The organism is Rhodospirillales bacterium (assembly GCA_016872535.1).
Classification (GTDB): Bacteria; Pseudomonadota; Alphaproteobacteria; order Rhodospirillales; family 2-12-FULL-67-15; genus 2-12-FULL-67-15.
Genome location: VGZQ01000019.1, coordinates 1 through 22,947, shown reverse-complemented (window position 1 = coordinate 22,947; position 22,947 = coordinate 1). Strand labels below are relative to the sequence as shown.

The following is a 22,947-nucleotide window of genomic DNA, read 5'->3' as shown; positions in this document are numbered from 1 at the left end:
CCTACTCCACCAGCGCCGGCGGCTTGCGGTCCTTGCGCTTGGCCGGAAGGGTGCGCCCGGAAGGGTCGGGGTAATCGATCGCCAACTTGCCGTCCGCCTCGCGCACCAGGGCGACCCCGCCCGAAGCCAGGCGGCCGAACAGCAGCTGGTCGGCGAGCGGCTTCTTGATGTGCTCCTGGATGACGCGGGCGAGCGGACGGGCGCCCATCTGCCGGTCGTAGCCGGTGCGGGCGAGCCAGGCGCGCGCGCCGTCGGTGATTTCCAGGATCACGCCGTGTTCCTCGAGTTGCAGCTCGAGCTCGAGGATGAACTTGTCCACCACGCGCGCCACCACCTCCGGCGGCAGATGGGCGAACGACACCACGGCGTCGAGCCGGTTGCGGAATTCGGGCGAAAAGGCGCGCTCGATCGCTTCCTTGTCGTCACCTTCGCGCTCGATGCGCTCGAACCCGATCGGGGCCTTGGCCATTTCGGCCGCGCCCGCGTTGGTGGTCATGATCAGGATCACGTTGCGGAAATTGACGCTCTTGCCATTATGGTCGGTGAGCTTGCCGTGGTCCATGATCTGCAAAAGAATGTTGAACAGATCGGGGTGCGCCTTTTCGATTTCGTCGAGCAGCAACACCGTGTGCGGCTGCTGATCGACCGCGTCGGTCAGAAGGCCGCCCTGGTCGAAGCCGACGTAGCCCGGCGGCGCGCCGATCAGGCGCGAAACCGAGTGGCGCTCCATGTATTCCGACATGTCGAAGCGCACCAATTGCACGCCGAGGATCTTGGCGAGCTGGCGCGCGACCTCGGTCTTGCCGACGCCGGTCGGCCCGGAAAACAGATAGCAGCCGATCGGCTTTTCGCCCTCGCGCAGGCCCGCGCGGGCGAGCTTTATGGACGACGCCAGCGATTCGATCGCCTTGTCCTGGCCGAACACCACCGCCTTGAGGTCGGCTTCGAGGGTGCCGAGCGCCTTGCGGTCGTCGATCGACACGCTCTTCGGGGGAATGCGCGCGATCTTGGCGACCACCGTTTCCACGTCCTTGACGCTCACCGTGCGCTTGCGCTTCGGTTCGGGCAGCAGCATGCGGGAAGCCCCGACTTCGTCGATGACGTCGAGCGCCTTGTCGGGCAGCTTGCGGTCGTGGATATGGCGCGCCGCCAGTTCGACCGCGGCGCGCAGCGCGCCCTCGGTGTAATGGACCTTGTGGTGCTTCTCGAAATAGGGCTTCAGGCCCTTGACGATCTTGACCGCGTCCTCGATCGACGGCTCGTAGACGTCGATCTTCTGGAAGCGGCGCACCAGCGCGCGATCCTTCTCGAAATGGGCGCGGTATTCCTTGTAGGTGGTCGAGCCCATGCAGCGCACCGCGCCGGCGGCGAGCGAGGGTTTCAGGATATTGGACGCGTCCATCGACCCGCCCGAGGTCGCGCCCGCGCCGATCACCGTGTGAATTTCGTCGATGAACATGATGGCCCCGGGCGTGTTCTCGATTTCGCCGATGACCGCCTTGAGGCGTTCCTCGAAATCGCCGCGATAGCGGGTGCCGGCGAGCAGCGAACCCATGTCGAGGGCGAAGATGGTCGCGTCCTTGAGCACCTCGGGCACCTCGCCCTGGACGATGCGCCGCGCCAGGCCTTCCGCGATCGCGGTCTTGCCGACCCCGGCGTCGCCGACGAACAGCGGATTGTTCTTGTTGCGCCGGCAGAGAATTTGGATGGTGCGCTCGATTTCGGCGTGGCGCCCGATCAGGGGGTCGATGCGCCCTTCGCGCGCCTTCTTGTTGAGGTTGACGCAATAGGTGTCGAGCGCCTCGTGCCCCTTGCGCACGATTTTTTCCGGTTGCGCGTCCTCGTCGGCGCCGTGGGGCGTGCCGCGCGCGCGCGAGGCGCCGACCTTGGCGATGCCGTGGGAAATATAGTTGACCGCGTCGAGCCGCGACATTTCGCGCGTTTGCAGGCTGTAGACCGCGTGGCTTTCCCGCTCGGAAAACAGCGCGACCAGGACGTTGGCGCCGGTCACTTCCTCGCGGCCCGAGGATTGGACGTGCATGATCGCGCGCTGGACGACGCGCTGGAATCCGGCGGTCGGCTTCGGTTCCTGGTTGCGCTGGACGAGCCCCATGCGCGCGAGGTCGCCGTTGACGAATTCGGTCATCTCGGCGCGCAGCGACTCCACGTCGACGCCGCAGGCGCGGAAGACCGATATCGCGTCCGGGTCGTCGCAGAGCGCGAGGAGAAGATGTTCGAGGGTGGCGAACTCCTGGCGGCGTTGGCTGGCGCTCGCCAGCGCGCGGTGCAGCGTCTGCTCGAGATTGCGCGACAACACGGTCAGCCGTCCCCTTCCTTCTCGATGGTGCACTGGAGCGGGTGCTGATGCTGGCGGGCGAGGTCCATCACCTGGCCGGCCTTGGTCTCGGCGATCTCGTAGGTGTAGACGCCGCAGATGCCGACCCCCTTGTGATGGACATGCAGCATGATCCGGGTCGCTTCCTCGTGCGACTTGCCGAAAAAACGCTCCAGCACGTGCACGACGAACTCCATCGGCGTGTAGTCGTCGTTGAGCAGCAGCACCTTGTAGAGCGACGGCCTCTTGACCTTCGGCCGCGTTTTGACCGCGAGCCCGGTCCGGGTCCCGTCGTCGTCGCGGCGCGCGGGCGGCACCCGGGGAGGGCCGCTCGGCGGCACGCTGGATAATCGGTGGGACGAAGGGGTCATGGCCACGAATTCCCTGACCCCGGAGTATAAAGAAAATGATCCGCCCCGCCAAATCCGCGTTCCGACGGCGCGCGCCCCGCGCATTTACCAAAAAGAATGCGCCCGGTGGAGGGAGGATCCACCGGGCGCGGATGCTGCCCGTCTCTTGGGGGGATGGGAGGGAGGTCAGGCAGCAGTCGGTTTGACGAGGGCGCCGAGCGCCGCGTCGGCGCGGGCAACGACCGGGGACGAAACGTCCTCGGCGAGTTTCACCGCGAGACCGGAGAGCGCGCGGCTCTTGCTCGTGTATTTGGCGTAGGAGGCCTGGGCGATGTCGCTCTGGGCCGCAAGCCATTCCGGCGTGCTGCGGCACGCCGTCAGGCGGCGCGCGGCGGCGACGCCGTCATCGATCGATTCCTGCGCCAGCGCCAGCCACGCCTGGCCCATCTGCTGCGCGCCGGCCAGCAACGCGTTGCCGGCCTGGGACGCGGCGTCCCAGTTGGCGCGGCCGAACGCCACGGCGGTTTCGAACTGCTTGGTCGCGGCGGCGGGGTTGAAGAAGCCCTCCATCGCGTCCTTGGCGACGCTGGAAACGGATTCGATCAGATCGGCGCTTTTGGCGACGGCGGTCTTGCGGGTGGGAGCGTTCATGGCGAAAAACCTCTGCCTCGGTTTCGGAAATTCTGTGATGCTGCAATGCAGCGTGACGGTCCAACAAATACGCTCTAAAAACCCGTCTGTCAACCTTTTTTGTGCATAGCACCATTTTATGGTTGTTTTTTAACATATTGAAAACAAATAAATTAATTTTAACCACACCCATCAGCTATTCATTTTCTCGCATATGCAAACCGTGGCGGCTCCCTGCTTGGAACGGAAACGGCGGCTTTAACCGTTTGTTCGGTAATCGGTTTTAAACGGGTGTAGCCCCCTCCTCTCGCTCTTGTGGCGGCACGAGGTCTTGGGCTCTAATCGTAGGGTGTCCGGTGCGCGATTCGGGCGCCGACAACGGAAAAACAACACCAGGGGCCGCTTCAGCCATCCGATGCCGTCCAACGCCTGCCGTTCGTCCTGGTTTCCGGCCATGACCCGTTTCGGGGCTTCGGCCCTGCTCGCCGCCGGCCTTCTCATCGATGCGCCCGCGCTGCGCGCCGAAGTGCCCTTCGCCCAGGTGGTGGTCGACGCGAATTCGGGCCGGGTCCTGCACGCGGTCAATCCCGACGGGCTGGTGCATCCCGCGTCGCTCGTCAAGATCATGACCCTCTACCTCGCCTTCGAGGCGATGGATAAAGGCCAACTTTCGCCCTACGAACGCATCCGGGTGTCGAAGAACGCCGCCGCCCAATCGCCCTCCAAGCTCAACGTCCCCGCCGGCCAGAGCATCCTGGTGCGCGACGCGGTGCTGGCCATCGTCGCCAAATCGGCCAACGACATGACGGTGGCGTTGGCCGAGCGCATCGCCGGCAGCGAATCCGATTTCGCCTTGGCGATGACTGACAAGGCCAAGGCGCTCGGCATGACCCGGACCGTGTTCCGCAACGCCTCGGGCCTGCCGCATCCGGCCCAGGTCACCACCGCGCGCGACATGGCCGTCCTCGGACGCGCGATCATCCGCGACTTTCCGCACCATTATGCGGTCTTTTCCACGCCGGAATTCGCCCACGCCGGCGTCACGCATCGCAATCACAACCAGTTGCTCGGCGATTATTCCGGCGCCGACGGCATCAAGACCGGCTACATCCGCGCGTCCGGCTACAACCTCGTAGCCTCCGCCGTGCGCGACAAGCGCCGCGTGATCGGCGTGGTCATGGGCGACCGCTCGCCGGCGACCCGCAACGCGCGCATGGCCGATCTGCTCGATCGCGGCTTCGAAACCCTGGCCGGCGTCCGGATCGCCGATTTCCCCGCCGCGCCGGAACGCATGCGCACCTCGGTCGCGCAAGCGACGCCGAAGGCCGACAAAGCCAAGCCGACCGCGGTCGCGGCGCGCCAGGCGCCTTCGCCGGCACAAAACCGCGCCCGCGCGCGAACCGAAACCGCGCAGGCCTCCGGCGGGCAATGGATGATCCAGGTCGGCGCGTTCCACCGTTACGCGCTCGCCGAACAGGCGGCGCAAACCGCGGCCAAGATCGCGCCCGTGACCCTCGGCAACGGCGAGATCAAGATCGTTCCGACCAATCCGAAAAAGGGAAAGCCGATCTATCGCGCCCGTATCGCCGGTCTTTCCAAGGCGGAAGCGGCCAAGGCCTGCGCCGCGCTTCAGGCCAAGAACATGGCCTGCATCCGCGCCATCGACGCCGAGCACGCCGAATACGCCAACGCCTCGTGAGAAATCGTCAGCGCGCGCGATCCTTCGCCAGCGCGCGCAACAGACGGCGTTTGTGCCGGCGGCACCAAGTTTCGAAATCCCAAATCTTGCCCGACGTTCGGCCGGGACGCATGAGGATGAACACGTTGGCCTCGATCGGGCCGTCGGCGGTGGTCACCGTCCGGCGCGCCAGGATGTAGCCCGGGCCTTCGTAACGGGCGAGGCGCCGCGCGACGTCCGCGTCGATGCCGCGCACCAGCATTCCCGCCACCTCGGCGCCCGGATATTCGACCAGCGTGGGAAAAACGCCGTGGCGCATGCCGAGGCGCTCGTAACCGGGCAGACGCGCCGGGATCAGGCGCCCGGGCGGGATGCGCTCGCCGGCCACCGCCGACAGCACGTCGGCGTCCATCAGCGAGCCGTAGAAAAAATAATCGGCCATGGTCAGCCGAGATCGGGAATCGCGACGCGGCTCAACGTCAGCTGCTCGGCGAGCGCGGCCTTGAGGCGGGCGAGGCCTTCGGCGTTCCGCGATTCGCAGCGCGCGACCAGCACCGCCTGGGTGTTGGACGCGCGCAGCAGCCACCAGCCGTCGGCGGTCGTCACCCGCACGCCGTCCACGTCGTCGACCGCGAGGCCGGGCGCCGTCTTGAGGCGGCGCTGAACCTCCTCGACCACCCGGAATTTCCGGTCCTCGGCGCAGTCGAAGCGGATTTCCGGCGTGTTGACCATGGCCGGCAAGGCGTCGCGCAGTTCGGCGAGGCTCATGTCGCCGGACGCGACCACCGACAGCAGCCTGACCGCCGCGTAGAGCGCGTCGTCGACCCCGTAGAAGCGGTGACGGAAGAAGATGTGTCCGCTCATCTCGCCCGCGAGCGGCGCCTTCAGTTCCTGCATCTTGGCCTTGATCAGCGAATGGCCGGTCTTCCACATCAGCGGCCTGCCGCCGAGGCGGGCGATCTCGTCGAAGAACACCTGGCTCGCCTTGACGTCGGCGATGATGGTCGCGCCGGGCTCGTCCTTGAGCACTTCGCCCGCGAGCAGAACCAAAATCTGGTCGCCCCACAGCACGCGGCCCCGGCCGTCGACCATGCCGATACGGTCGGCGTCGCCGTCGAAGGCGAAGCCGAGGTCGCACCCGCCCCCGGTCACGGCGGCCTTGAGTTGGGCGAGGTTCTTTTCGACCGTGGGGTCCGGGTGATGGGCGGGAAAGCGCCCGTCGATGGCGCCGTTGATCACCGTGTGGCGTCCGGGCAGCTTCCGCACCAGCCGCGCGAGCGCGTCGCCGGCGGCGCCGTTGCCGGGATCCCAGGCGACCGCGAGTTCGCGCGTTCCCCGGTGATCCCGGGCCAAGCGGGCGACGTACGCATCCAGCACGTTGCGGTCGCGGGTTTCGCCGCGCCCGGAAGCAAAGGCGCCCTCGGCCGCGACCCGCCCCAGATTCTGGATGTCCGCGCCGTAAAAGGGTTTTCCCCGGTGCGAAAACTTGAAGCCGTTGTATTCGGGGGGATTGTGCGAGCCGGTCACCATCACCGAACCGTCGCTCGCCATGTCGTGGGCGGCGAAATAGATCATCGGCGTCGGCCCGAGGCCGATCCGGGTGACGGACATGCCGGTCGCCGTCAGGCCTTGGACCAGCGCCCGCTCCAAATCCGGTGATTCGATGCGGCCGTCGTAGCCGACCACGACCGTGCGCCCGCCGTCCCGGGCGAGGATCGAGCCGAACGCCAGACCGATGGCGCGCGCGTCTTCCGCCGTCAGGGTTTTGCCGACGATGCCGCGAATGTCGTATTCGCGCAGCAGCGTCGGGTGCAGGGCGCGAGCGCCGGCCTTGGCCATCGGGCTATTTCGCGTCCGCCGGCGGCCGGCCGATGGAATGGTAGGCGATGCCGGCGGCGGCTATTTCGTCGGGGCGGTAGATGTTGCGCAAATCGACCAGCACCGGGCGTTTCATGATCTGGCGCAGCCGCGCCATATCGAGCGCGCGGAACTGGTTCCACTCGGTCACGATCACGCCCGCGTCGGCGTTTTGAAGCGCGTCGTAGGCGTCCCGGCACCAGTCGACGCCGGGCAGCAGCGCCTTGGCTTCCTTCATGCCTTCGGGGTCGTAGGCGCGCACCCGGGCGCCCGCTTTTTGCAGCGCGGGCACGATCTCCAGGCTCGGCGAATCGCGCATGTCGTCGGTGTTGGGCTTGAAGGTGAGGCCGAGGACCGCGATGGTCGCGCCCTTGACCGAGCCGCCGCACGCCGCGACGACGCGCGCCGCCATCGCCTTCTTGCGCCGCTCGTTGACCGCCACCACCGTCTCGACAATGCGGATCGGGCTGCCGACGGCTTCGGCGGTGCGCACCAGGGCGAGCGTGTCCTTGGGAAAACACGAACCGCCGTAGCCGGGTCCCGCGTGCAGGAATTTGCGCCCGATGCGGCCGTCGAGGCCGATGCCCTTGGCGACGTCCTGCACGTCGGCGCCGACTTTTTCGCACAAGTCCGCGATCTCGTTGATGAAGGTGATCTTGGTGGCGAGGAAGGTGTTGGCGGCGTACTTGATCAGTTCGGCGGTCTCCAGCGCGGTGAAGATGATCGGGGTTTCGATCAGGTAGAGCGGCCGATAGAGCCGACGCATCAGTTCGCGCGCGCGCTCGGTCTCCGCGCCGATGACCACCCGGTCGGGGCGCATGAAGTCGCCGATGGCCGAGCCCTCGCGCAGGAATTCGGGGTTGGAGACGACGTCGAAGTCGGCGTCGGGCCGGGTTTCGCGCACGATGCGCTCGACCTCGCGGCCGGTGCCGACCGGCACCGTCGACTTGGTGACGATGACGGCATAGCCGGTCAACGCCGCCGCCACCTCGCGCGCGGCGGCATAAACGTAGCTCAAATCCGCGTGGCCGTCGCCGCGCCGGCTGGGCGTGCCGACCGCGATGAACACCGCGTCCGCGCCCTTGACCGCGGCGGCGAGATCGGTCGAGAACGACAGCCGCCCGGCCTGGACGTTGCGCGCGACCAGTTCGTCGAGTCCCGGCTCGTAGATCGGCATCTTGCCTTGGCGCAAATCGGCGATCTTGCCGCCGTTCTTGTCGACGCAAGCGACCTCGACCCCGAATTCGGAGAAACACGCGCCGGAGACGAGTCCGACGTAGCCGGTGCCGATCATGGCGACGCGCATGGTGCGATCCGTTTCCCGTCAATGGCGTGAGCGATCGCTCACACGTACTGCTTGAGCATGGCCCTGACCCCTTCGGCGAGGTCCGGGCGGCGGAGCGCGAAGGCGAGGTTGGCCTCGAGAAAGCCCTGCTTGCTGCCGCAATCGAAGCGCTTGCCCTTGAAGCGGAGCCCGTGGAACGGCACCTGGCCGATGGTCTTGGCCATGGCGTCGGTGAGCTGGATCTCCCCGCCCGCGCCCCGGTCCTGGCGGTCGAGGTGGTGAAACACCTCGGGCTGGAGGATGTAGCGCCCGATGATCGAGAGCGTCGACGGCGCGACCTCGGGCGCCGGCTTTTCGACCAGCCCCTTGGCGCGCGCGAGCCCGCCCTGCTCCTGGGCCACGTCGAGAATGCCGTACTGGTTGGTCTTCTCGCGCGGCACGTTTTCGACCGCCACCATGTTGCCGCCGACCTGGGCATAGATATCGACCATCTGTTTCAGGCAGCCGGGCTCGGCCATGATCAGGTCGTCGGCGAGCAGCACGGCGAACGGCTCGTCGTGGATGAAACTGCGCGCGCACCAGACCGCGTGGCCGAGGCCGAGCGGTTTCTGCTGGCGGGTGTAATAGACCCGTCCCGATTCCGGCAGGCAGTCGAGCACTTCCTTGAGCGCCTCCATCTTGCCGCGTTCCTTCAAGGTCTGCTCGAGTTCGACGGCGTGGTCGAAATGATCCTCCATCGCCGTCTTGCCGCGCCCGGTGACCAGGATGAATTCTTCGATGCCGGCGTCGCGCGCTTCCTCGACCGCGTATTGGATCAGCGGCTTGTCGACGATCGGCAGCATTTCCTTGGGCAGCGCCTTGGTCGCGGGCAGAAAGCGCGTGCCGAGGCCGGCGACGGGAAAAACGGCCTTCTTGACGGGCTTGACCATCGGGGGTCCCTGGCAGGTGGCTTGGGCTCGGAAGGCGGTTTTATTGCCACACGGGAGGGAGGGGCGCAAGGCGCGCCACGGCGGCGAAACCGCGGGTTACAGCAGCGTGTCGCGGGCTTGGTTGATCTTGGCGGCGAGGTAGGAGGAACCGCCCCGGTCGGGGTGCAATTGCGCCATCAGGCGCCGATGCGCGGCCTTGATCGCGGCTTCGTCCGCGCTCTCCTCCAGTCCCAGGATGCGCAGCGCCTCTTCCCGGGTCATGGGGCCGGAAGCGAAACCCTCCGATTCGGCTCCGTCGGTTGCGTTCGCGCCGGCTGCTCGGGCTTCCGCCCCCTCCTTCCATCCCGGCCGTTCCCGATCGAGATAGGCAACCAATAACGAAGCGGACTGCGTATCGACCTCGTTCAGGTACGCCAAAAGCGCGATCAACGCGATCCGATCCATGTCCGAGAGTTTTCGGCCGGCCCAGTTTCCTTCGATCACTTCGCCATCCATGCGGCCGCTGTCGTGGTCCAGCGTCATGCGCAAGTGCCGGGTTTCGACCCGCGAAGTTTGTCCGCTCGCCGCGCCGGTCGGCGCGCCGCGCATTCGGGAAAAGGTCTTGAACATGCGCGCCAGAGCCCGCGCCCGGAAAATCCAGGGCATGATCGCCGGGATCGCGACGAACAGCCACGACAGCCGACCGGTGACGGCGAGATAGAGAAAGAGCGCGCCGAGAACGCCGCTCGCGGTCCAGACGATGGCGCGGGCGAGTTTCTTGGGATCGGCGGCGACGAAGAGCCTCAATACCAGGACCGTCGCCGCCAGCAGCAAAAGCCCGATCAGGAACCAGGTCAGCATTCCCGCTCAACCCTTGGGGCCCGACACCTGGCGGGCTACGGCCAAAATCGTCCCGCCCTTGGCGCGGGCGATTTTGTTCAAGGCGTCCGCGCCGGCGGCGGCGTACACGGCGACCGCGGTCAGGAGATCGCGAAGCGCGTCGGCGCTGGCGGCATCGAAACGGACATAGGCCCCGCGGGTCAGTTCGGCGATCCGGCGGAACGCGAATTCGGCGGCCGGATCGTCGCCCTCATGGAACATGAACGCCGGGACGCCGAGCAAGGCGAGCTCGCCCGCCGCCGCCACGACGCGATCGATGTCCTCCTCGAAGGCGTCGCCGACGAGAACCATCGCGTTGACGCGCGCCGCCCGTGTTTCGCCGGCGGCGTGACCAAGAGCCTTGCGGATTTGGGTCTCGCCGGCGAGGCAGAAAACGGATTCCATCAGGCGCGTCATTTCATCCGCGTCCCGAACCCACCGGCTGACCTTGAATTCGTCGAAACCGCGATAGAACGCCAACTGCACGTCGAGCCCGCCCACGGCCTCCGCCGCGCGGAACATTTCGCCCTGGATGCGGGCGGCCTTGTCCCAGGTCGGCTCGCGGCTGGCGGTCGCGTCCATGACGAACAGCAAGCGGCCCCGGCCCGCGCCCCGAACGCGCGGCGCGGGCACGGTTTTGGCCCGCGCCAGAAATTCGGACACGGCTTTCGCGGCTTCGGTTTTATCGGCGCCCGCGTCGGGAAGGCGATCTTTACCGGCCATGCTTTCACCCGCCGGCAAAGATAACCTTCACCGACAGGGCACGCCACAGCCTCCGATTTCTACGCCGCCGCCCGGCGCGGCGGCAGGCGGAGCGCGTCGAGCAGGGAGCGGACTTCCTGGCGCGCGGCGACGTGGCTCATGGACATGGCGCCGGGCTTGACGTCTTCCAAGTCCATCATGGTCAGGCCCTGCAGGAACAATTCGCGGTAGATCACCCGCTCGGCGAAGCCCTGCGCGACGCGGCAGCCGAGGCGAGTCGCGAAGTCGCGCATCAGGCGCTCGATTTCGCGCTTGTTGCGCGCATCCAGGTGCGAGAGCCGGTTGCGCATGACGACCCAATCGATCGAACCCAGGTTGCGCTCGGCGCGTTCCTTCTTCGCCTGCCAGACCATCTCGGCGTAATGGCTCGGCGCCTTGACCGTGAGCGTGCGCGGATCGACGTGGGCGAGCACGTCGAAATCGACCAGGCTGTCGTTGATCGGCGTGACCAGCGTGTCGGCGTAGGCGTGGCCGTAGCGCGACAATTCGCTGTCGCTGCCCGGCGTGTCGATGACCAGCAGGTCGTGGGCGAACATGGCGCCGTCGAGCAGCAGCCGGAGCCGGTCGCGTTCCTCCGCCAGCAACGGCGCGCCGAACGGCAGGTTGTTGCGCCGGTCGACCGCGTAATGCGCCGGCATCGGCAGATCGAATCCCTCGGCGCGGGCGTAATTGCGCCGGTTGGCGAGATAGCGGGTCAGCGTGCCCTGGCGGGCGTCGAGGTCGATGCTGGCGACCTTGCGCCCTTCGCGGAGCGCGGCGACGATGACGTGCATGGCGGTGGTCGACTTGCCCGACCCGCCCTTCTCGTTGCCGAGCACGATCACGTGCGCGCGCTTCGCCGACATGGCGCGATTCCCCTCGCGGGACTTTCCGATTCGTCCGATAATTTCGGGATAACCTAGCCCGGCGCGGTTAACAAGTCATTAGGCCGCTTAATCGAGATGAAGCGTGCCCGCGGGGTGGAAGGCGCGAAACGCGAACGCGAACGCCACGTCGTGAACGGCGTCTTCCCATTGGCCGTCGGCGCGGCGGCGTTCGACCACGACCCCGCCCACGTCCCGGCCCTCGGCCACGCGGCGCGCATCGAGCGCGGACACTTGGCCCGGTCGCCACGTCAGGCGGAGATCGTCACGCGCGATGACTCCCTTCGCCCGCACCCGCGTCAGCGGCCAAGCCTCGCGTCCGACCACGACCACCCGCTCGAGCGCGCCGATCCCTTCGGGCAGCGGCCCGCGATACAGAAACGGCGTGTCCGAGGAGTCGTAGCCGGCATACGGATTCATACCGTAACGCCGCATGCCGGGATTATTCGGCACCAGCACGCGCCCCGCCGGCGCGCGTTGGCGGAATTCGGCGAAGGATTCCAGCCGGCTCGGCACCATCCGCAGTGTCTCCCCCGTCAACGCGCCGACGATGGCTTCGCCCAGGAACTGCTGCCACCAGCTTTCCGTCTGGCGGTCGTACATCACCAGGTCCGAGTGGCGGAGCTTGCCGGTGGTGCCGAATTCCAGCGTTCGCCCGCCCAACCGCCGATCGAACACCACCGCCGAATTGCAGAGCGGGCAATAGGTGATCGCGACCGGAACGCCGCCGACCGTGTCGTTGACGATCTCGTGCCAGATCAGGATCGAGATCGGATAAGCCCGCGCCTCGCCCTTGAGGACGAGGCCGATCACCGGCTCGGTGTCGCGCACACCCCGCGCTTCGGCGAGCGGAACGAATTTCGGCCGGTCGATGGAAGGGATGCCGTCCTTGGGCGGGCCGCCCGACATGATTTCGTCGAACGGCACGCCGGCACGGGTGAAATCGGTGCGCGGCCATTCGACTCGCCACTCGTCGGGCGCCGCGCCCGCCCACACCGACCCCGAATGCGCGAATACGAGAGCCAGGGCGGCGGCGCACGCCGCGCGGGCGACATTGGCAAAACGGGAGTCAAGTTCCATTCCGGCATTATGATCGCCCGACGGAAATCCGCGATCACATGCGGTTGAACGAAACCGCCGGAAACCCGATCCTCACGCCTTTTTGATCCACACGGCGGTGTCGTGGAAGGCGGCCCCGCCCGCCGGCGGCGCGCGGTCGTCGCCGATCAGGGCGTTAACGGCGAGCCCTTCGGCGAAGGACTTGTTGGGCCAGATTCCCTCGACCACCGTCACCCCTTCGCGCACGCCGTCGAACGAACGCGCGTGGACCACGACGCTCGCGCGCCGGTTGCCGAGGCGCACGCGGTCGCCCTCGGCGATGTTCAGGCGGGCCATGTCGGCGGGGTGGATCAGCGCGGTCGGCCGCACTTCGCGCTTCTGCGAACCCGGCGTTTCGGTGAAGGTGGAGTTGAGGAACTGGCGCGCGGGCGCGACCACCATCTTGAACGGATGCCCGGCGTCGGCCTTTTCGATGATCTCGACATGATCGGGCAACGCCGGCATGGCGATGTGATCGGCGCCGACCGCCTTCCAGTCGGGAGCGAAATGGAACTTTTTGTCGGGATGGGCGAACCCGTTCAGGAAATGCATGTCCTCGAAGCCCTTCGAAAAATCCACGCCGCCGTCGGCCCAGACCTGCTCGGCGGGCGGCAGGCCCGAGCGGCGCAGCATGTCGTCAATCAACTCCCATGCGGTCATGTCGAAGCCCGGGTGTTTGGCGCCGAGCCTGCGCGCCAGGCCCTGAAGCACTTCGTGGTTCGAGCGCGCCTCGGCGTAGGGCTCGATCGCCTTGCGCCCGATCTGGAGCCAGGTATGCGCGCCGGCGCGATAGATGTCGTCGTGTTCCAGGAACGTCGTCGCCGGCAGCACCACGTCGGCGGCGGCCGCGGTTTCGGTCATGAACTGCTCGTGGACGCACACGAACAAATCCGCGCGCGCGAAACCGGCGCGGACCTTGGCGAGATCGGGCGCGACCACCATCGGGTTGGTGTTCTGGATGAACAGCGCCTTGACCGGCGGACCGCCGAGCAGCGCCTCCGGCTCGCCGAGCAGCACCGCGCCGATCCGCGACTGGTCGAGCGCGCGCACCCGGCGGTCGAGCCGGTCGAGGCCCATGATCACGCTTTGGTCCAAATTCTTGTATATCCCGCTCTGGGAATAGAGCGCGCCGCCGCCCTTGTGCCGCCAAGCGCCGGTCACCGCCGGCAGGCAGCTCGCCGCGTGCATGGCGGCCGCGCCGTTGCGCTGGCGCGTGAACCCGTAGCCGAGCCGGATGAAGCTGCGCTTGGTCCGGCCGTACAGGCGGGCGAAGGCGACGATTCCCTCCTCCGGCAGGCCGGTGACGGCGGCGGCCCAGGCCGGCGTGCGCGCCTCGAGGTGGCGCTCCAGGCGCGAGTCGGCGTCGGTGTAGCGCGCGAGGTAGTCGCGGTCGGCGTAATTCTCCTTGAACAGCACGTGCATGATCGCGCACGCGAGCGCGCCGTCGGTGCCGGGACGCAGCAGCAACGGGATGTCCGCCGCTTCCATGGTCGGGTTGCGGTAGACGTCGACGCAGGCGATCTTGGCGCCGCGGTTCTTGCGCGCCAGCGCGGCGTGGTGCATGGCGTTGACCTGGGTCGAAACCGCGTTGGTCCCCCAGAACACGATCAGGTCGGATTCCGCCATCTCGCGCGAATCGGTTCCGCGTTTGGCGCCCGCGCCCGCCTTCCAGCCCGAATCGCTAAGCCGGATGCAGATGGTGTCGTCTTCGCGCGAATAGCCCATGACGTGGCGCAGCCGATCGATCCCGTCGCGCTGCACGAGGCCCATGGTGCCGGCGTAGAAATAAGGCCAGACCGAGGTCGCGCCGTGCGTCGCCGCCGCTTCGCCAAGCGCCGCCGCGGTCATGTCCAGCGCCTCGTCCCACGAGCACGGCTCGAACCGGTTGCGTCCGCCCGGCTCCGCCTTCGGCCCGACGCGGCGCAGCGGCGTTTTCAGGCGGTCGGGATGATGCACCCGTTCGGCGTAGCGGGCGACCTTGGCGCAGATGACGCCGTCGGTGTAGGGATTGGCTTCCGACCCTCGCACCCGGCCGATGGTGCGCGAATCGATTCGCTCGACTTCCAGCGCGCAAGTCGAGGGGCAATCGTGCGGGCAAACGAATCGCACAAAGGTCATGCCCGTTTTCTTAACCCTTGCCAGCCAGCGAGGCAAAGGGTGGAATGACCCCACTTTCGCCGCGATATCACCCGCGATTGGCCCTCATGCGCCGTTTCATCGTTCTCGCTCTCGCCGCCCTGTTGGTTCTCGCCGGGATTTCTCCCGCCGACGCCCAGGCTCCGGCCGCGCCCGCGCAAAAAGGCGCGACCAAGAAAGATACGAAAAAAGGCGAAATCCGCGTCCAGGGCGAAAGGCTCAATGGCCCGGCCGAACCCGCTGTCCGCTCGCCGACCGCGCCGCTGCTCGACATGCGCGAGGAAATGCGCCGCTTCGTCCAGGCGTCCGCCGCGTTCGTGCGCGGCCAGCGCGCCGATTTCGCGGTGATCGCCGAGGGCGGCCTCGATCTGCTGGTCAAGCAGGACGAAGCCGACCGGCTGAAGACCGCGCCGGCGCGCGCCTACATGCAGACGCTCGACGGCATCCTGGTTCCCGGCCTCTTTTTCGACGACCCGGCCAAGCCGGGGGTCGAGCCGAGCCCGGAACGCCTGAAACGGCGCCTGGCGCTGCTCGAAACCGCGCGCGCGGAGCGGATCAAGCTGATGGTCGTCGATTTCGTGCGGAACGCCGACGAGGCCGGCGAAGCGATCCGGCGCGCGGCGGAAATCGGCGCGATCCCCTTTCCCGCCCCGCGCGCCATCGATCTCATCAACGCGCTGCCGCGCTTCCCCGAGCGGCCGTACCGCGAGAACGGCGAATCGATCGTTTCGTTTCCCGCCGTGCGCAATTTCATGATCCTCTCCGACTCGCGCCCGTTCGGCCGCGAGGACGAATTCGCCCTCAAAATGCACGACACCAATTTCGACGCCGTGATCGTCGACGTGTTCCACGGCCGCCAGCCGTTGTCGCGACAGGCGGTCGAGACGCTGAAGTACAAGAAGCTCGGCTCCCGGCGCCTGGTGCTGGCGCGGGTCGATATCGCCACCATTTCCGCCGGCAGCTTTTTCTGGAAGCCGGGCTGGCGCGAAGGCAACCCCGGCTTCATCGGCTCGCCCATGTCCGGCGATCCCGATCGCCATTGGGTGCAGTATTGGCGTCCCGCCTGGCAGCGGATCGTCAACGGCGGCAACGACTCGTATCTTTACGGCGTGGTCGCGCAAGGATTCGACGGCGTGGTGCTGGCCGGGCTCGACGCCTGGTACCAGTTCGACCCCGGCATCAAGGACGAAGAAACGCGACCCTAGGGGGGCTTGCGAATGAAGTAATGATCCATTACTTTACTTAAGCATTAGGTAAGGAGATAGGGCGTGAATGTTCAGGCGAAAGTGACGGTCAAGGGACAAGTGACGATTCCGGTGAAGGTCCGGGAACTGCTCGGCGTCAAGGATGGGGGGCCCGTCGTCTTCCACACCGAGGGCGAAACCGTCACCCTGGTATCGGCCAAGAAGCCGACGCTCACCGAACTTCTGGCTGGGTTCGATCCGGCGCGCCATCGCCACGCCCCCGAGGAACGCGGGTGGGACGATGCGCCCGTGGGCCGCGAAAAGCTTTGATGGGGTACACGCCCGCCAAAGGCGATATCGTCTGGGTCGAATTCAGTCCCCAGGCCGGACGGGAAACGAAGGATCGCCACGCCGCCCTTGTCCTGACTCCGGCGGCCTACAGCGTCGCCACCGGCCTGGCGCTGGTGGTTCCCCTTACCACCAAGGCGAAGGGCGGAACGTTCGAGATCGCCGTGCGCGGCGCGCGAAAAGCCAAGGGCGTCATCCTCGCCAACGAATTGCGCACCATCGACTACCAAGCCCGCAACGTCCGAAAGTTCGACGACTGCCCGCCCGAGGCGCTGCTGAGCGTCCAGGCGATCGCCGAGGCGATCATCAAGGGAGAATAGCGCGCTACGGCGCGGCGTGGAATCTCGAGCGCGCTGTTATTTCCTCCCCTTCGGTTTCATCGCGTCCCAGTCGTCGTCGGTCAGCGTTTCCGCGAAGTTGAACTGGCCCGCGCCCTTCAGCCACTCGCCGCCGTCGATGGTCACCACCTCGCCGGTGACGTAGCCGGAACGGTCGCTGAGCAGGTAGGCGGCGAGATCGGTCAGTTCCTCGTGGCGGCCGAAACGGCCGAGCGGAATCCGGTCGCGCCAGGCTTGCTCCAGTTGCTTGGTCGGCACCAGCCGTTCCCACGCGCCTTCGGTCGGGAACGGCCCCGGCGCGATGGCGTTGAGGCGGACGTTCTTCGGCCCCCATTCGACCGCGAGGCTCCGGGTCATGGCCAGCACGCCCGCCTTGGCCATGGCCGACGGCACCACGTAGCCCGATCCGGTCCAGGCGTAGGTGGTGACGATGGAGAGAACGTTGCCGGCGCGTCCCGCATCGATCCAGCGCCGCCCGCAGGCGAGCGTCAGGTAGGCCGCCCCGTGCAGCACCGTGCCGACCACCGCGTCCACCGCCCGGTGCGACAAGGTTTCGGTTCGCGCGAGAATGTTGCCGGCGGCGTTGTTGACCAGGGCATCGAGCGGCTTTTCCTCCCACAACGCCGCGATCGCGCCTTCGACGGCGTCCGCGTCGCGGATGTCGAGCGCCCGCCACGCAATCCGTCCCGGAGCATTCAGTTCGGCGGCGGCGGCCTCGAGCACGTCCGCGCGCCGCCCGCAGATCGCCACGTCGGCGCCGAGCCCCAGGAAGCGGGCGGCCATGCTCTTGCCGAGGCCGGTGCCGCCGCCGGTGATCAGAATGCGCTTGCCTTGGAGGAGGTCCGGGAGAAACATTCGGGAAATTCCGTCCGGAAAAATCGCCTCAGCATACACGAACGCGCACCCGGGCCACAGGGAGACGCCATGCTGACCAAGGCCGCCACCTACGCCGACGTGCGCCGGGCGTTGCGCTGGGACATCCCCGAGCGCTTCAACATGGGCGTCGACGTCTGCGATAAATGGGCGGACGCCGACCCCGATCGCCTCGCCCTGATCGTCGAGGACGAAAGCGGCCGCGTCGCCCGCCACACCTTCGGCGAGGTGCGCGCATTGTCCAACCGGATGGCCAATCTCTACCTCGCCCTCGGCCTCGGGCGCGGCGACCGGGTCGGCATCCTGCTCTCCCAATCCCTGGAAACGCCGGTCGCCCACGTCGGCGCGTGGAAGGCGGGATTGATCTCGATCCCCATGTTCGTGCTGTTCGGCGAGGACGCGCTCGAATACCGCCTCAAGGACAGCGGCGCGCGCGCGGTGGTGACTGACGCCGCCGGGCTCGCCAAGATCGCCGCCATCCGCGACCGCCTGCCCGAGTTGCAGGCCATATTGACCGTCGGCGCGGGCGCCGATGGCGCGACCCCCGGCCAGCGCGACCTGCACGCGGAACTGGCCAAGGCGTCGCCCGATTTCGCGCCGCTCAAGACCGCCGCCGAAGACCCGGCGCTCATCGTCTACACCTCGGGCACCACCGGCAACCCGAAGGGCGCGCTGCACGCGCACCGCACGCTGCTCGGCCACCTGCCCGGGATCGAATTTCCGCACGAATTTTTCCCGCAGGCGAACGACCTGATGTGGACGCCGGCCGATTGGGCCTGGATCGGCGGGCTGATGAACGTGCTGATGGGATCGTGGCATCACGGCGTGCCGGTGCTCGCCTCGCGCGCGCGCAAGTACGACCCGGATCGGGCGGTCGATCTGATGGCCCGCCACGGCGTGCGCAACACCTTCATGCCGCCGACGGCGCTCCGCCTGATGCGCCAGGTCGCGAACATCCGCGAGCGTTTCCGCCCGGGCCTCAGGACCCTCGCCTGCGCCGGCGAGCCGATGGGCGCCGAGCTGCTCGACTGGGGGCGCGCGGCGTTCGGCGTCACCATCAACGAGTTCTACGGCCAGACCGAATGCAATCTGGTGGTCGCCAACTGCGCGGCGCTGATGCCGGTCAAGCCGGGCTCCATGGGCGTCGCCGTGCCCGGGCACGAGGTCGCGGTGGTCGACGCCCGGGGGCGCGAGGTCGCGCCGGGCACGGTCGGCAAGATCGCCGTGCGACGGCCGGACCCGGTCATGTTCCTCGGCTATTGGAAAAATCCCGAGGCCACGGCAAATAAATTCGTCGGCGACTGGCTGCTGACCGGCGACGAAGGCCACCGCGACGACGACGGCTATCTCTGGTTCCTCGGGCGCGACGACGACGTCATCACCTCGGCCGGCTACCGCATCGGCCCGGGCGAGATCGAGGACTGCCTGATCCGCCATCCGGCGGTGGCGCTGGCCGCCGCCGTCGGCGTGCCCGACCCGGTCCGCACCGAGGCGGTCAAGGCCTTCATCGTGCTGAAGCCCGGCCACGCCCCCGGCCCGGCGCTGGAAGAGGACATTCGCGCGTTCGTCAAAACGCGCCTCTCCCCGCACGAATACCCGCGCCTGATCGAGTTTCGCCAATCGCTGCCGCTGACCGCGACCGGCAAGATCAAGCGCAAGGAATTGCGCGAGGCGGAAAAAGGGTGACGCGCGTCGCGCGAACCTTAGAACCGATGGGCGGAGACGTCCTCGATCACGAAGCCGCGGCTGCGGGGATATTTTCCCTCCGCCTTGCGCCGGGCGGCGGAGACGTTATCGGCTTCGATCTCGACATAATGGATGTCGGCCCAATCGTCGTTGAGCTCGCGGTGGCGTTCGCCCGCCTTGACCTTGTCGCGGACGGCTTGGTTGTAAACGGCGACTTCGAATGTGGGCATCTCACATATCCCTATCAGCAACGGGTATTTGACGAGCGTGCCCAGCATGGCACGAGGGGCCCGCCCGCTCAGTGACGGCCATCACAAATCGCGGCGAAAATCGACGCGCGCATTCGGAAAAAAGTTCGAAGAAAAACCGTACGGCCGATTCGGCGCCCGTCGCGCCGTCAGTCGATGAGCATCGCCAGCCTGTCGACCCGGTTCATCAGGGTGCTGACGACCTCGGACACTTCCTTGGTCGCGCGCGCGGTCTGGGCGGAGAGGTTCTTGACCTCGCCCGCGACCACGGCGAAGCCCTTGCCGGCCGAACCGGCGCGGGCCGCCTCGATGGTGGCATTCAGGGCCAGAAGATTGGTCTGCTTGGCGATGGCGTCGATTTCCTGCGCCACCCGGCCGACTTTCTCGATCTCGCCCTGGAGCGATTCGATCTCGGCGCGGACTTCGGCGAGCTTGCTGTCGACGCTCATCGGTGATCCTTAAGCGTTTGTGGATGGCCGTCGGATGGAGTGGCGCGATCGGGCCGAAACGACCCGGCCTTATATCCACAATCCACGGGGGATGTAAACATTGGCGCGCCCGGCCGGGATCGCGCCGGCGAGGGGCGGATTTGCAAATCCGCCCGGCGGGCACGGGAACGGCGGCGTTTCTTGACCGGCCCGAACCATCCGGACCAAGATCGAGCGCCTGGCCATCGACCCCTTCGCGCCGAACAACAACGTCAAGGCGCTCAAGGGACGCCCCGGCTACAGGCTTCGCGTCGGGGATTGGCGCGTGATCTACGGTCTGCGCCGCGACGTGCTGGTCGTTCACGTGTTGGCCATAGCCCCGCGCGGCAAAGCCTATGATTAGCGGGCCTACGATTAGCGGGGCCTACGATTAGGAGAACGTCATGGTCAAACCGCAGATCATCACCGGCGACAACGGCAAGCCCGCCTACGCGGTGATTCCCTGGAGCGTGTGGGAGCGCGTGCGCCCGTTCGCCGAGGGCGTATCCGACGAGGCCTTGTACGACGCCGCCATGGCGCGCAAGGCCGAGGCTTTCCCGGCCGAAGTGGTCAACGCCATTCTCGACGGCGCCAACCCGATCAAGGCGTTCCGCGAACATCGCGGCATGACCCAGGCGACGCTGGCGAAGGCCGCCGGGATCGGCACGGTCTATCTTTCGCAAATCGAAACCGGCCGGCGCGTCGGATCGCTCGAAACGCTCCGCGCCTTGGCCAAGGCGCTCAGGGTCGGTTTGGAAATGGTCGCACCCGCACCTTGACGCCCCGTTCCGTCGGCGGCGGCGAGACACCGATTACCAACATTTTTCGTTAGTAAAGGATTCCGGCATATCCTTTACCAACCAGGCATCTCGGGTAAGTTTCGTTACTAAGCTCCCAAAGAAAGCCGTAACCAGAACGGATTCTGCCTATGAACGAGGACAAGTCGGTGCGCGGGTCACGCCCTATCAGCGGGTTTTTTCTTTCATGATCGAAACCGGTATTCCCCAGCCCTGTTTTCGTCGCCCCTGCAAAGCGTCATTACCGCTGGAGTAACGGGCGTTACCACGAATTGCGTACTGCCAGCCCTGAGGCACTGGGGGCCATCGCCCTTATGCTTAGACCAGTCGGCCATGTAGTGACCGAAAACGATAAAGCCGATGACACTAAGGACGATCACGGAAACCCGAAGCAGCGGAATCCGCTCTGGCAATATCAGGCTGTAAACTTGTGTGTTCATGGTGTTCTCCTATGAACGCAAATTTACCCCCGTAAAAAACTTAACGTCGAGATTGGCACGCCCTACGGGTGAAGCGTGGCGGTGTTGCTGGGGTTTCAGTCACTCGTCGGCAGGCGTTACCGCCTTCAGGTGGCCCGAAACCAGGGGGGGGGAGATTCTCGACAAACGCGGGCACAGCCCCGCCCCGTTTGGTGGGGCTTTTCTTTGCGCTAACCTGTATTTTGTTACCAATACCGTTACCAAAAGCTTGGGGGGTGTTTTGGTGAAACGGCCTAACTCATTTATTTATTTGGTGAGCCCGGCTGGGATCGAACCAGCGACCCTCTGATTAAAAGTTAAGTCGGACGGTTTTCGCTTGCTTTCGATGTCTTTCGCTGGCGCGCGACAACCTACTGATTTCAGTAGCGCATTTCAACAGATTGCTTACATCTCCTTTCGCCAGCCTACGCCACGTTTTTCTCTCTGGTGGTAGCCCGGTGGTAGCCCGATGGAAGCATCAGAAGGTCTAGGAGAGCACACATGCACAACCGTACGACAATCACCAAGACGCGCGTCGATCAGCTGCAGCCCGGATCAACCCTCTGGGACGCCACTCTACCGGGCTTTGGGGTGCGTGCCCGAGCTGGAGCCAAAACTTATTTCGTCAAAAGCCGAGTTGGCGATCGCCAGAAGTGGATCACCATCGGCAAGCACGGCCCCCTGACGCCGGAAATCGCGCGCCGGGAGGCCTTCCGCATTCTTGGCGAAATTGCCGCCGGCAATGACCCGCTGGCAGCAACGAAGAAGAAACAGAATGAAAAACTCACTTCCTTCGACCGGTTGGCCGCCGACTACGTCAGGCGGGTCGCGATGAAGCAGAACCGTTCCTGGAAGGAAACGGAACGCATCTTCAACCGCTACGTCATCCCGGCCTGGAAGAGCCGCCCCGTCGGGGATATCTCCCGTGCCGATATCGCCCGTCTGCTCGACGGCATCGAGGACAAGAATGGCCCGGTAATGGCCGACCGGGTTCTTGCCCAGATCCGGCGACTCTTCAACTGGCATGCCACCCGTGACGACAAGTTCATATCACCCATTGTCCGCGGCATGGCACGGGTCCGCCCGCGGGAGAGGGCGCGGACACGTATCCTGACGGATGATGAGTTACGGGCGTTGTGGACGGCAACGGAGGACTCCCAGCCGATGCTGTTTGGCCCTCTTGTGCGGCTTCTTCTCCTTACCGCCCAGCGCCGGGACGAAGTCGCCAATGCCAGCTGGTCGGAAATCGAGGGGACGAAATGGACGATCCCCGCTGAACGTTACAAGTCCAAGCGGGCGAACACCGTGCCACTCTCCCCGGCCGCGGAAACAATCCTGAAAACCCTTCCCAAGGACGGTTCTTACTGCTTCACGACCGACGGAAAGAGCCCGTTTTCCGGGTTCTCCAAGGCCAAAGCCGATCTCGACCGGAATATGATTCTTATTATGAGAGAAACGGCGACAGGCCGAGGCGTCAGTCCGGACGACGTCAAATTGGAGCCTTGGGTCCTGCATGACCTGCGCCGGACGGCGAGAAGCTTGATGTCCCGCGCCGGGGTGCGTTCCGACGTGGCTGAACGGGTTCTGGGTCACGCAATCAACGGTGTTGCTGGCGTCTATGACCGCCATGACTATGGCCATGAAAAGGCGGAGGCCCTGAGAAAGCTATCGAAGCTCGTTGAAAGCATCATAAGAAGCCACGAGACTAAACCCCAGTTGAGGGTCGTTGCCTGACGTGCGAGGCGCGAGGCACCTGGCGGCGGGATG

22 protein-coding genes and 1 pseudogene are annotated in these 22,947 nt (G+C 66.2%); 8 read left to right on the top strand and 15 right to left on the bottom strand.

Annotation, left to right across the window (positions count from 1 at the left end; translation table 11 throughout):
• Window position 1 precedes the first annotated feature (1 nt).
• The 3 genes from clpA to FJ311_05580 all read right to left on the bottom strand — a co-directional run bounded on the left by clpA (window position 2) and on the right by FJ311_05580 (window position 3,336).
• Complete coding sequence (gene clpA / locus FJ311_05590) at window positions 2–2,317, bottom strand: ATP-dependent Clp protease ATP-binding subunit ClpA (protein MBM3950909.1); 2,316 nt, start codon at window positions 2,315–2,317, stop codon at window positions 2–4.
• A gap of 2 nt (window positions 2,318–2,319) precedes the next feature.
• Window positions 2,320–2,706: an ATP-dependent Clp protease adapter ClpS gene (gene clpS, locus FJ311_05585; GenBank protein MBM3950908.1), complete on the bottom strand. Its 387-nt coding sequence runs from the start codon at window positions 2,704–2,706 to the stop codon at window positions 2,320–2,322.
• 165 nt (window positions 2,707–2,871) lie between these two features.
• On the bottom strand, window positions 2,872–3,336 hold the full coding sequence (locus FJ311_05580; GenBank protein ID MBM3950907.1) for a phasin family protein: 465 nt from the start codon (window positions 3,334–3,336) through the stop codon (window positions 2,872–2,874).
• 394 nt (window positions 3,337–3,730) lie between these two features.
• Here FJ311_05580 and FJ311_05575 point away from each other — a divergent pair, with 394 nt between their 5' ends.
• Window positions 3,731–5,014, top strand: coding sequence for a D-alanyl-D-alanine carboxypeptidase (locus FJ311_05575; GenBank protein MBM3950906.1), 1,284 nt, complete (start codon window positions 3,731–3,733; stop codon window positions 5,012–5,014).
• 7 nt (window positions 5,015–5,021) lie between these two features.
• On the opposite strand, the gene FJ311_05570 is transcribed toward FJ311_05575, so the two are convergent.
• The 9 genes and pseudogenes from FJ311_05570 to FJ311_05530 form a co-directional block, all read right to left on the bottom strand.
• Entirely contained in the window at window positions 5,022–5,435 is a 414-nt protein-coding gene (locus tag FJ311_05570) for a gamma-glutamylcyclotransferase (GenBank protein MBM3950905.1), read from the bottom strand.
• Window positions 5,436–5,437: 2 nt separating this feature from the next.
• Window positions 5,438–6,832 carry a phosphomannomutase/phosphoglucomutase gene (locus FJ311_05565; GenBank protein MBM3950904.1) on the bottom strand — a complete coding sequence of 465 codons (1,395 nt, stop codon included), beginning with the start codon at window positions 6,830–6,832 and terminating at the stop codon, window positions 5,438–5,440.
• A 4-nt stretch (window positions 6,833–6,836) separates the two neighbouring features.
• Window positions 6,837–8,156, bottom strand: coding sequence for a UDP-glucose/GDP-mannose dehydrogenase family protein (locus tag FJ311_05560; protein MBM3950903.1), 1,320 nt, complete (start codon window positions 8,154–8,156; stop codon window positions 6,837–6,839).
• A gap of 38 nt (window positions 8,157–8,194) precedes the next feature.
• The gene (gene galU / locus FJ311_05555) at window positions 8,195–9,064 is read right to left on the bottom strand and encodes a UTP--glucose-1-phosphate uridylyltransferase GalU (protein MBM3950902.1); all 870 of its coding nucleotides are present in this window, start codon (window positions 9,062–9,064) and stop codon (window positions 8,195–8,197) included.
• Between the two features lie 96 nt (window positions 9,065–9,160).
• On the bottom strand, window positions 9,161–9,901 hold the full coding sequence (locus FJ311_05550) for a molecular chaperone DnaJ (GenBank protein MBM3950901.1): 741 nt from the start codon (window positions 9,899–9,901) through the stop codon (window positions 9,161–9,163).
• 72 nt (window positions 9,902–9,973) lie between these two features.
• Window positions 9,974–10,645, bottom strand: a pseudogene (locus tag FJ311_05545) (VWA domain-containing protein).
• A 59-nt stretch (window positions 10,646–10,704) separates the two neighbouring features.
• Window positions 10,705–11,529, bottom strand: coding sequence for an ATPase (locus FJ311_05540; protein MBM3950900.1), 825 nt, complete (start codon window positions 11,527–11,529; stop codon window positions 10,705–10,707).
• An 87-nt stretch (window positions 11,530–11,616) separates the two neighbouring features.
• Entirely contained in the window at window positions 11,617–12,627 is a 1,011-nt protein-coding gene (locus tag FJ311_05535; protein ID MBM3950899.1) for a DUF3179 domain-containing protein, read from the bottom strand.
• Between the two features lie 72 nt (window positions 12,628–12,699).
• Window positions 12,700–14,763, bottom strand: coding sequence for a molybdopterin oxidoreductase family protein (locus FJ311_05530; GenBank protein MBM3950898.1), 2,064 nt, complete (start codon window positions 14,761–14,763; stop codon window positions 12,700–12,702).
• 86 nt (window positions 14,764–14,849) lie between these two features.
• On the opposite strand from FJ311_05530, the gene FJ311_05525 reads away from it, so the two are divergent.
• From FJ311_05525 to FJ311_05515, 3 genes are all read left to right on the top strand, one after another.
• Complete coding sequence (locus FJ311_05525; protein ID MBM3950897.1) at window positions 14,850–15,986, top strand: hypothetical protein; 1,137 nt, start codon at window positions 14,850–14,852, stop codon at window positions 15,984–15,986.
• Window positions 15,987–16,049: 63 nt separating this feature from the next.
• Window positions 16,050–16,295, top strand: coding sequence for an AbrB/MazE/SpoVT family DNA-binding domain-containing protein (locus FJ311_05520; protein MBM3950896.1), 246 nt, complete (start codon window positions 16,050–16,052; stop codon window positions 16,293–16,295).
• Window positions 16,295–16,633, top strand: coding sequence for an mRNA-degrading endonuclease (locus FJ311_05515; protein MBM3950895.1), 339 nt, complete (start codon window positions 16,295–16,297; stop codon window positions 16,631–16,633). The genes FJ311_05520 and FJ311_05515 overlap by 1 nt, the downstream gene beginning before the upstream one ends.
• Before the next feature lie 36 nt (window positions 16,634–16,669).
• On the opposite strand, the gene FJ311_05510 is transcribed toward FJ311_05515, so the two are convergent.
• The gene (locus tag FJ311_05510) at window positions 16,670–17,506 is read right to left on the bottom strand and encodes an SDR family oxidoreductase (protein MBM3950894.1); all 837 of its coding nucleotides are present in this window, start codon (window positions 17,504–17,506) and stop codon (window positions 16,670–16,672) included.
• A gap of 69 nt (window positions 17,507–17,575) precedes the next feature.
• On the opposite strand from FJ311_05510, the gene FJ311_05505 reads away from it, so the two are divergent.
• On the top strand, window positions 17,576–19,210 hold the full coding sequence (locus tag FJ311_05505; GenBank protein MBM3950893.1) for an AMP-binding protein: 1,635 nt from the start codon (window positions 17,576–17,578) through the stop codon (window positions 19,208–19,210).
• Window positions 19,211–19,227: 17 nt separating this feature from the next.
• Here the strand turns inward: FJ311_05505 and FJ311_05500 are convergent, their stop codons facing one another.
• Entirely contained in the window at window positions 19,228–19,440 is a 213-nt protein-coding gene (locus tag FJ311_05500; protein MBM3950892.1) for a hypothetical protein, read from the bottom strand.
• A 167-nt stretch (window positions 19,441–19,607) separates the two neighbouring features.
• Window positions 19,608–19,907: a chemotaxis protein gene (locus tag FJ311_05495; GenBank protein ID MBM3950891.1), complete on the bottom strand. Its 300-nt coding sequence runs from the start codon at window positions 19,905–19,907 to the stop codon at window positions 19,608–19,610.
• Window positions 19,908–20,103: 196 nt separating this feature from the next.
• On the opposite strand from FJ311_05495, the gene FJ311_05490 reads away from it, so the two are divergent.
• The 3 genes from FJ311_05490 to FJ311_05480 all read left to right on the top strand — a co-directional run bounded on the left by FJ311_05490 (window position 20,104) and on the right by FJ311_05480 (window position 22,914).
• The gene (locus FJ311_05490; GenBank protein ID MBM3950890.1) at window positions 20,104–20,289 is read left to right on the top strand and encodes a toxin; all 186 of its coding nucleotides are present in this window, start codon (window positions 20,104–20,106) and stop codon (window positions 20,287–20,289) included.
• A 40-nt stretch (window positions 20,290–20,329) separates the two neighbouring features.
• Window positions 20,330–20,704 (top strand): helix-turn-helix transcriptional regulator, encoded by a 375-nt coding sequence (locus FJ311_05485; protein ID MBM3950889.1) that lies wholly within the window; start codon window positions 20,330–20,332, stop codon window positions 20,702–20,704.
• Window positions 20,705–21,681: 977 nt separating this feature from the next.
• On the top strand, window positions 21,682–22,914 hold the full coding sequence (locus tag FJ311_05480; protein ID MBM3950888.1) for a site-specific integrase: 1,233 nt from the start codon (window positions 21,682–21,684) through the stop codon (window positions 22,912–22,914).
• The last annotated feature ends 33 nt before the right edge of the window (window positions 22,915–22,947 follow it).

What these genes read in the sequence shown, in the direction of transcription:
- FJ311_05560 (MBM3950903.1), bottom strand. Translation starts at nt 8,156, where the DNA reads ATGCGCGTCGCCATGATCGGCACCGGCTACGTCGGACTCGTCTCCGGC.
- FJ311_05570 (MBM3950905.1), bottom strand. Translation starts at nt 5,435, where the DNA reads ATGGCCGATTATTTTTTCTACGGCTCGCTGATGGACGCCGACGTGCTG.
- FJ311_05525 (MBM3950897.1), top strand. Translation starts at nt 14,850, where the DNA reads ATGCGCCGTTTCATCGTTCTCGCTCTCGCCGCCCTGTTGGTTCTCGCC.
- FJ311_05515 (MBM3950895.1), top strand. Translation starts at nt 16,295, where the DNA reads ATGGGGTACACGCCCGCCAAAGGCGATATCGTCTGGGTCGAATTCAGT.
- clpS (MBM3950908.1), bottom strand. Translation starts at nt 2,706, where the DNA reads ATGACCCCTTCGTCCCACCGATTATCCAGCGTGCCGCCGAGCGGCCCT.
- FJ311_05485 (MBM3950889.1), top strand. Translation starts at nt 20,330, where the DNA reads ATGGTCAAACCGCAGATCATCACCGGCGACAACGGCAAGCCCGCCTAC.
- FJ311_05480 (MBM3950888.1), top strand. Translation starts at nt 21,682, where the DNA reads ATGCACAACCGTACGACAATCACCAAGACGCGCGTCGATCAGCTGCAG.
- FJ311_05500 (MBM3950892.1), bottom strand. Translation starts at nt 19,440, where the DNA reads ATGCCCACATTCGAAGTCGCCGTTTACAACCAAGCCGTCCGCGACAAG.
- galU (MBM3950902.1), bottom strand. Translation starts at nt 9,064, where the DNA reads ATGGTCAAGCCCGTCAAGAAGGCCGTTTTTCCCGTCGCCGGCCTCGGC.
- FJ311_05495 (MBM3950891.1), bottom strand. Translation starts at nt 19,907, where the DNA reads ATGAGCGTCGACAGCAAGCTCGCCGAAGTCCGCGCCGAGATCGAATCG.
- FJ311_05505 (MBM3950893.1), top strand. Translation starts at nt 17,576, where the DNA reads ATGCTGACCAAGGCCGCCACCTACGCCGACGTGCGCCGGGCGTTGCGC.
- FJ311_05510 (MBM3950894.1), bottom strand. Translation starts at nt 17,506, where the DNA reads ATGTTTCTCCCGGACCTCCTCCAAGGCAAGCGCATTCTGATCACCGGC.
- FJ311_05540 (MBM3950900.1), bottom strand. Translation starts at nt 11,529, where the DNA reads ATGTCGGCGAAGCGCGCGCACGTGATCGTGCTCGGCAACGAGAAGGGC.
- FJ311_05565 (MBM3950904.1), bottom strand. Translation starts at nt 6,832, where the DNA reads ATGGCCAAGGCCGGCGCTCGCGCCCTGCACCCGACGCTGCTGCGCGAA.
- FJ311_05575 (MBM3950906.1), top strand. Translation starts at nt 3,731, where the DNA reads ATGCCGTCCAACGCCTGCCGTTCGTCCTGGTTTCCGGCCATGACCCGT.
- FJ311_05580 (MBM3950907.1), bottom strand. Translation starts at nt 3,336, where the DNA reads ATGAACGCTCCCACCCGCAAGACCGCCGTCGCCAAAAGCGCCGATCTG.
- FJ311_05535 (MBM3950899.1), bottom strand. Translation starts at nt 12,627, where the DNA reads ATGGAACTTGACTCCCGTTTTGCCAATGTCGCCCGCGCGGCGTGCGCC.
- FJ311_05530 (MBM3950898.1), bottom strand. Translation starts at nt 14,763, where the DNA reads ATGACCTTTGTGCGATTCGTTTGCCCGCACGATTGCCCCTCGACTTGC.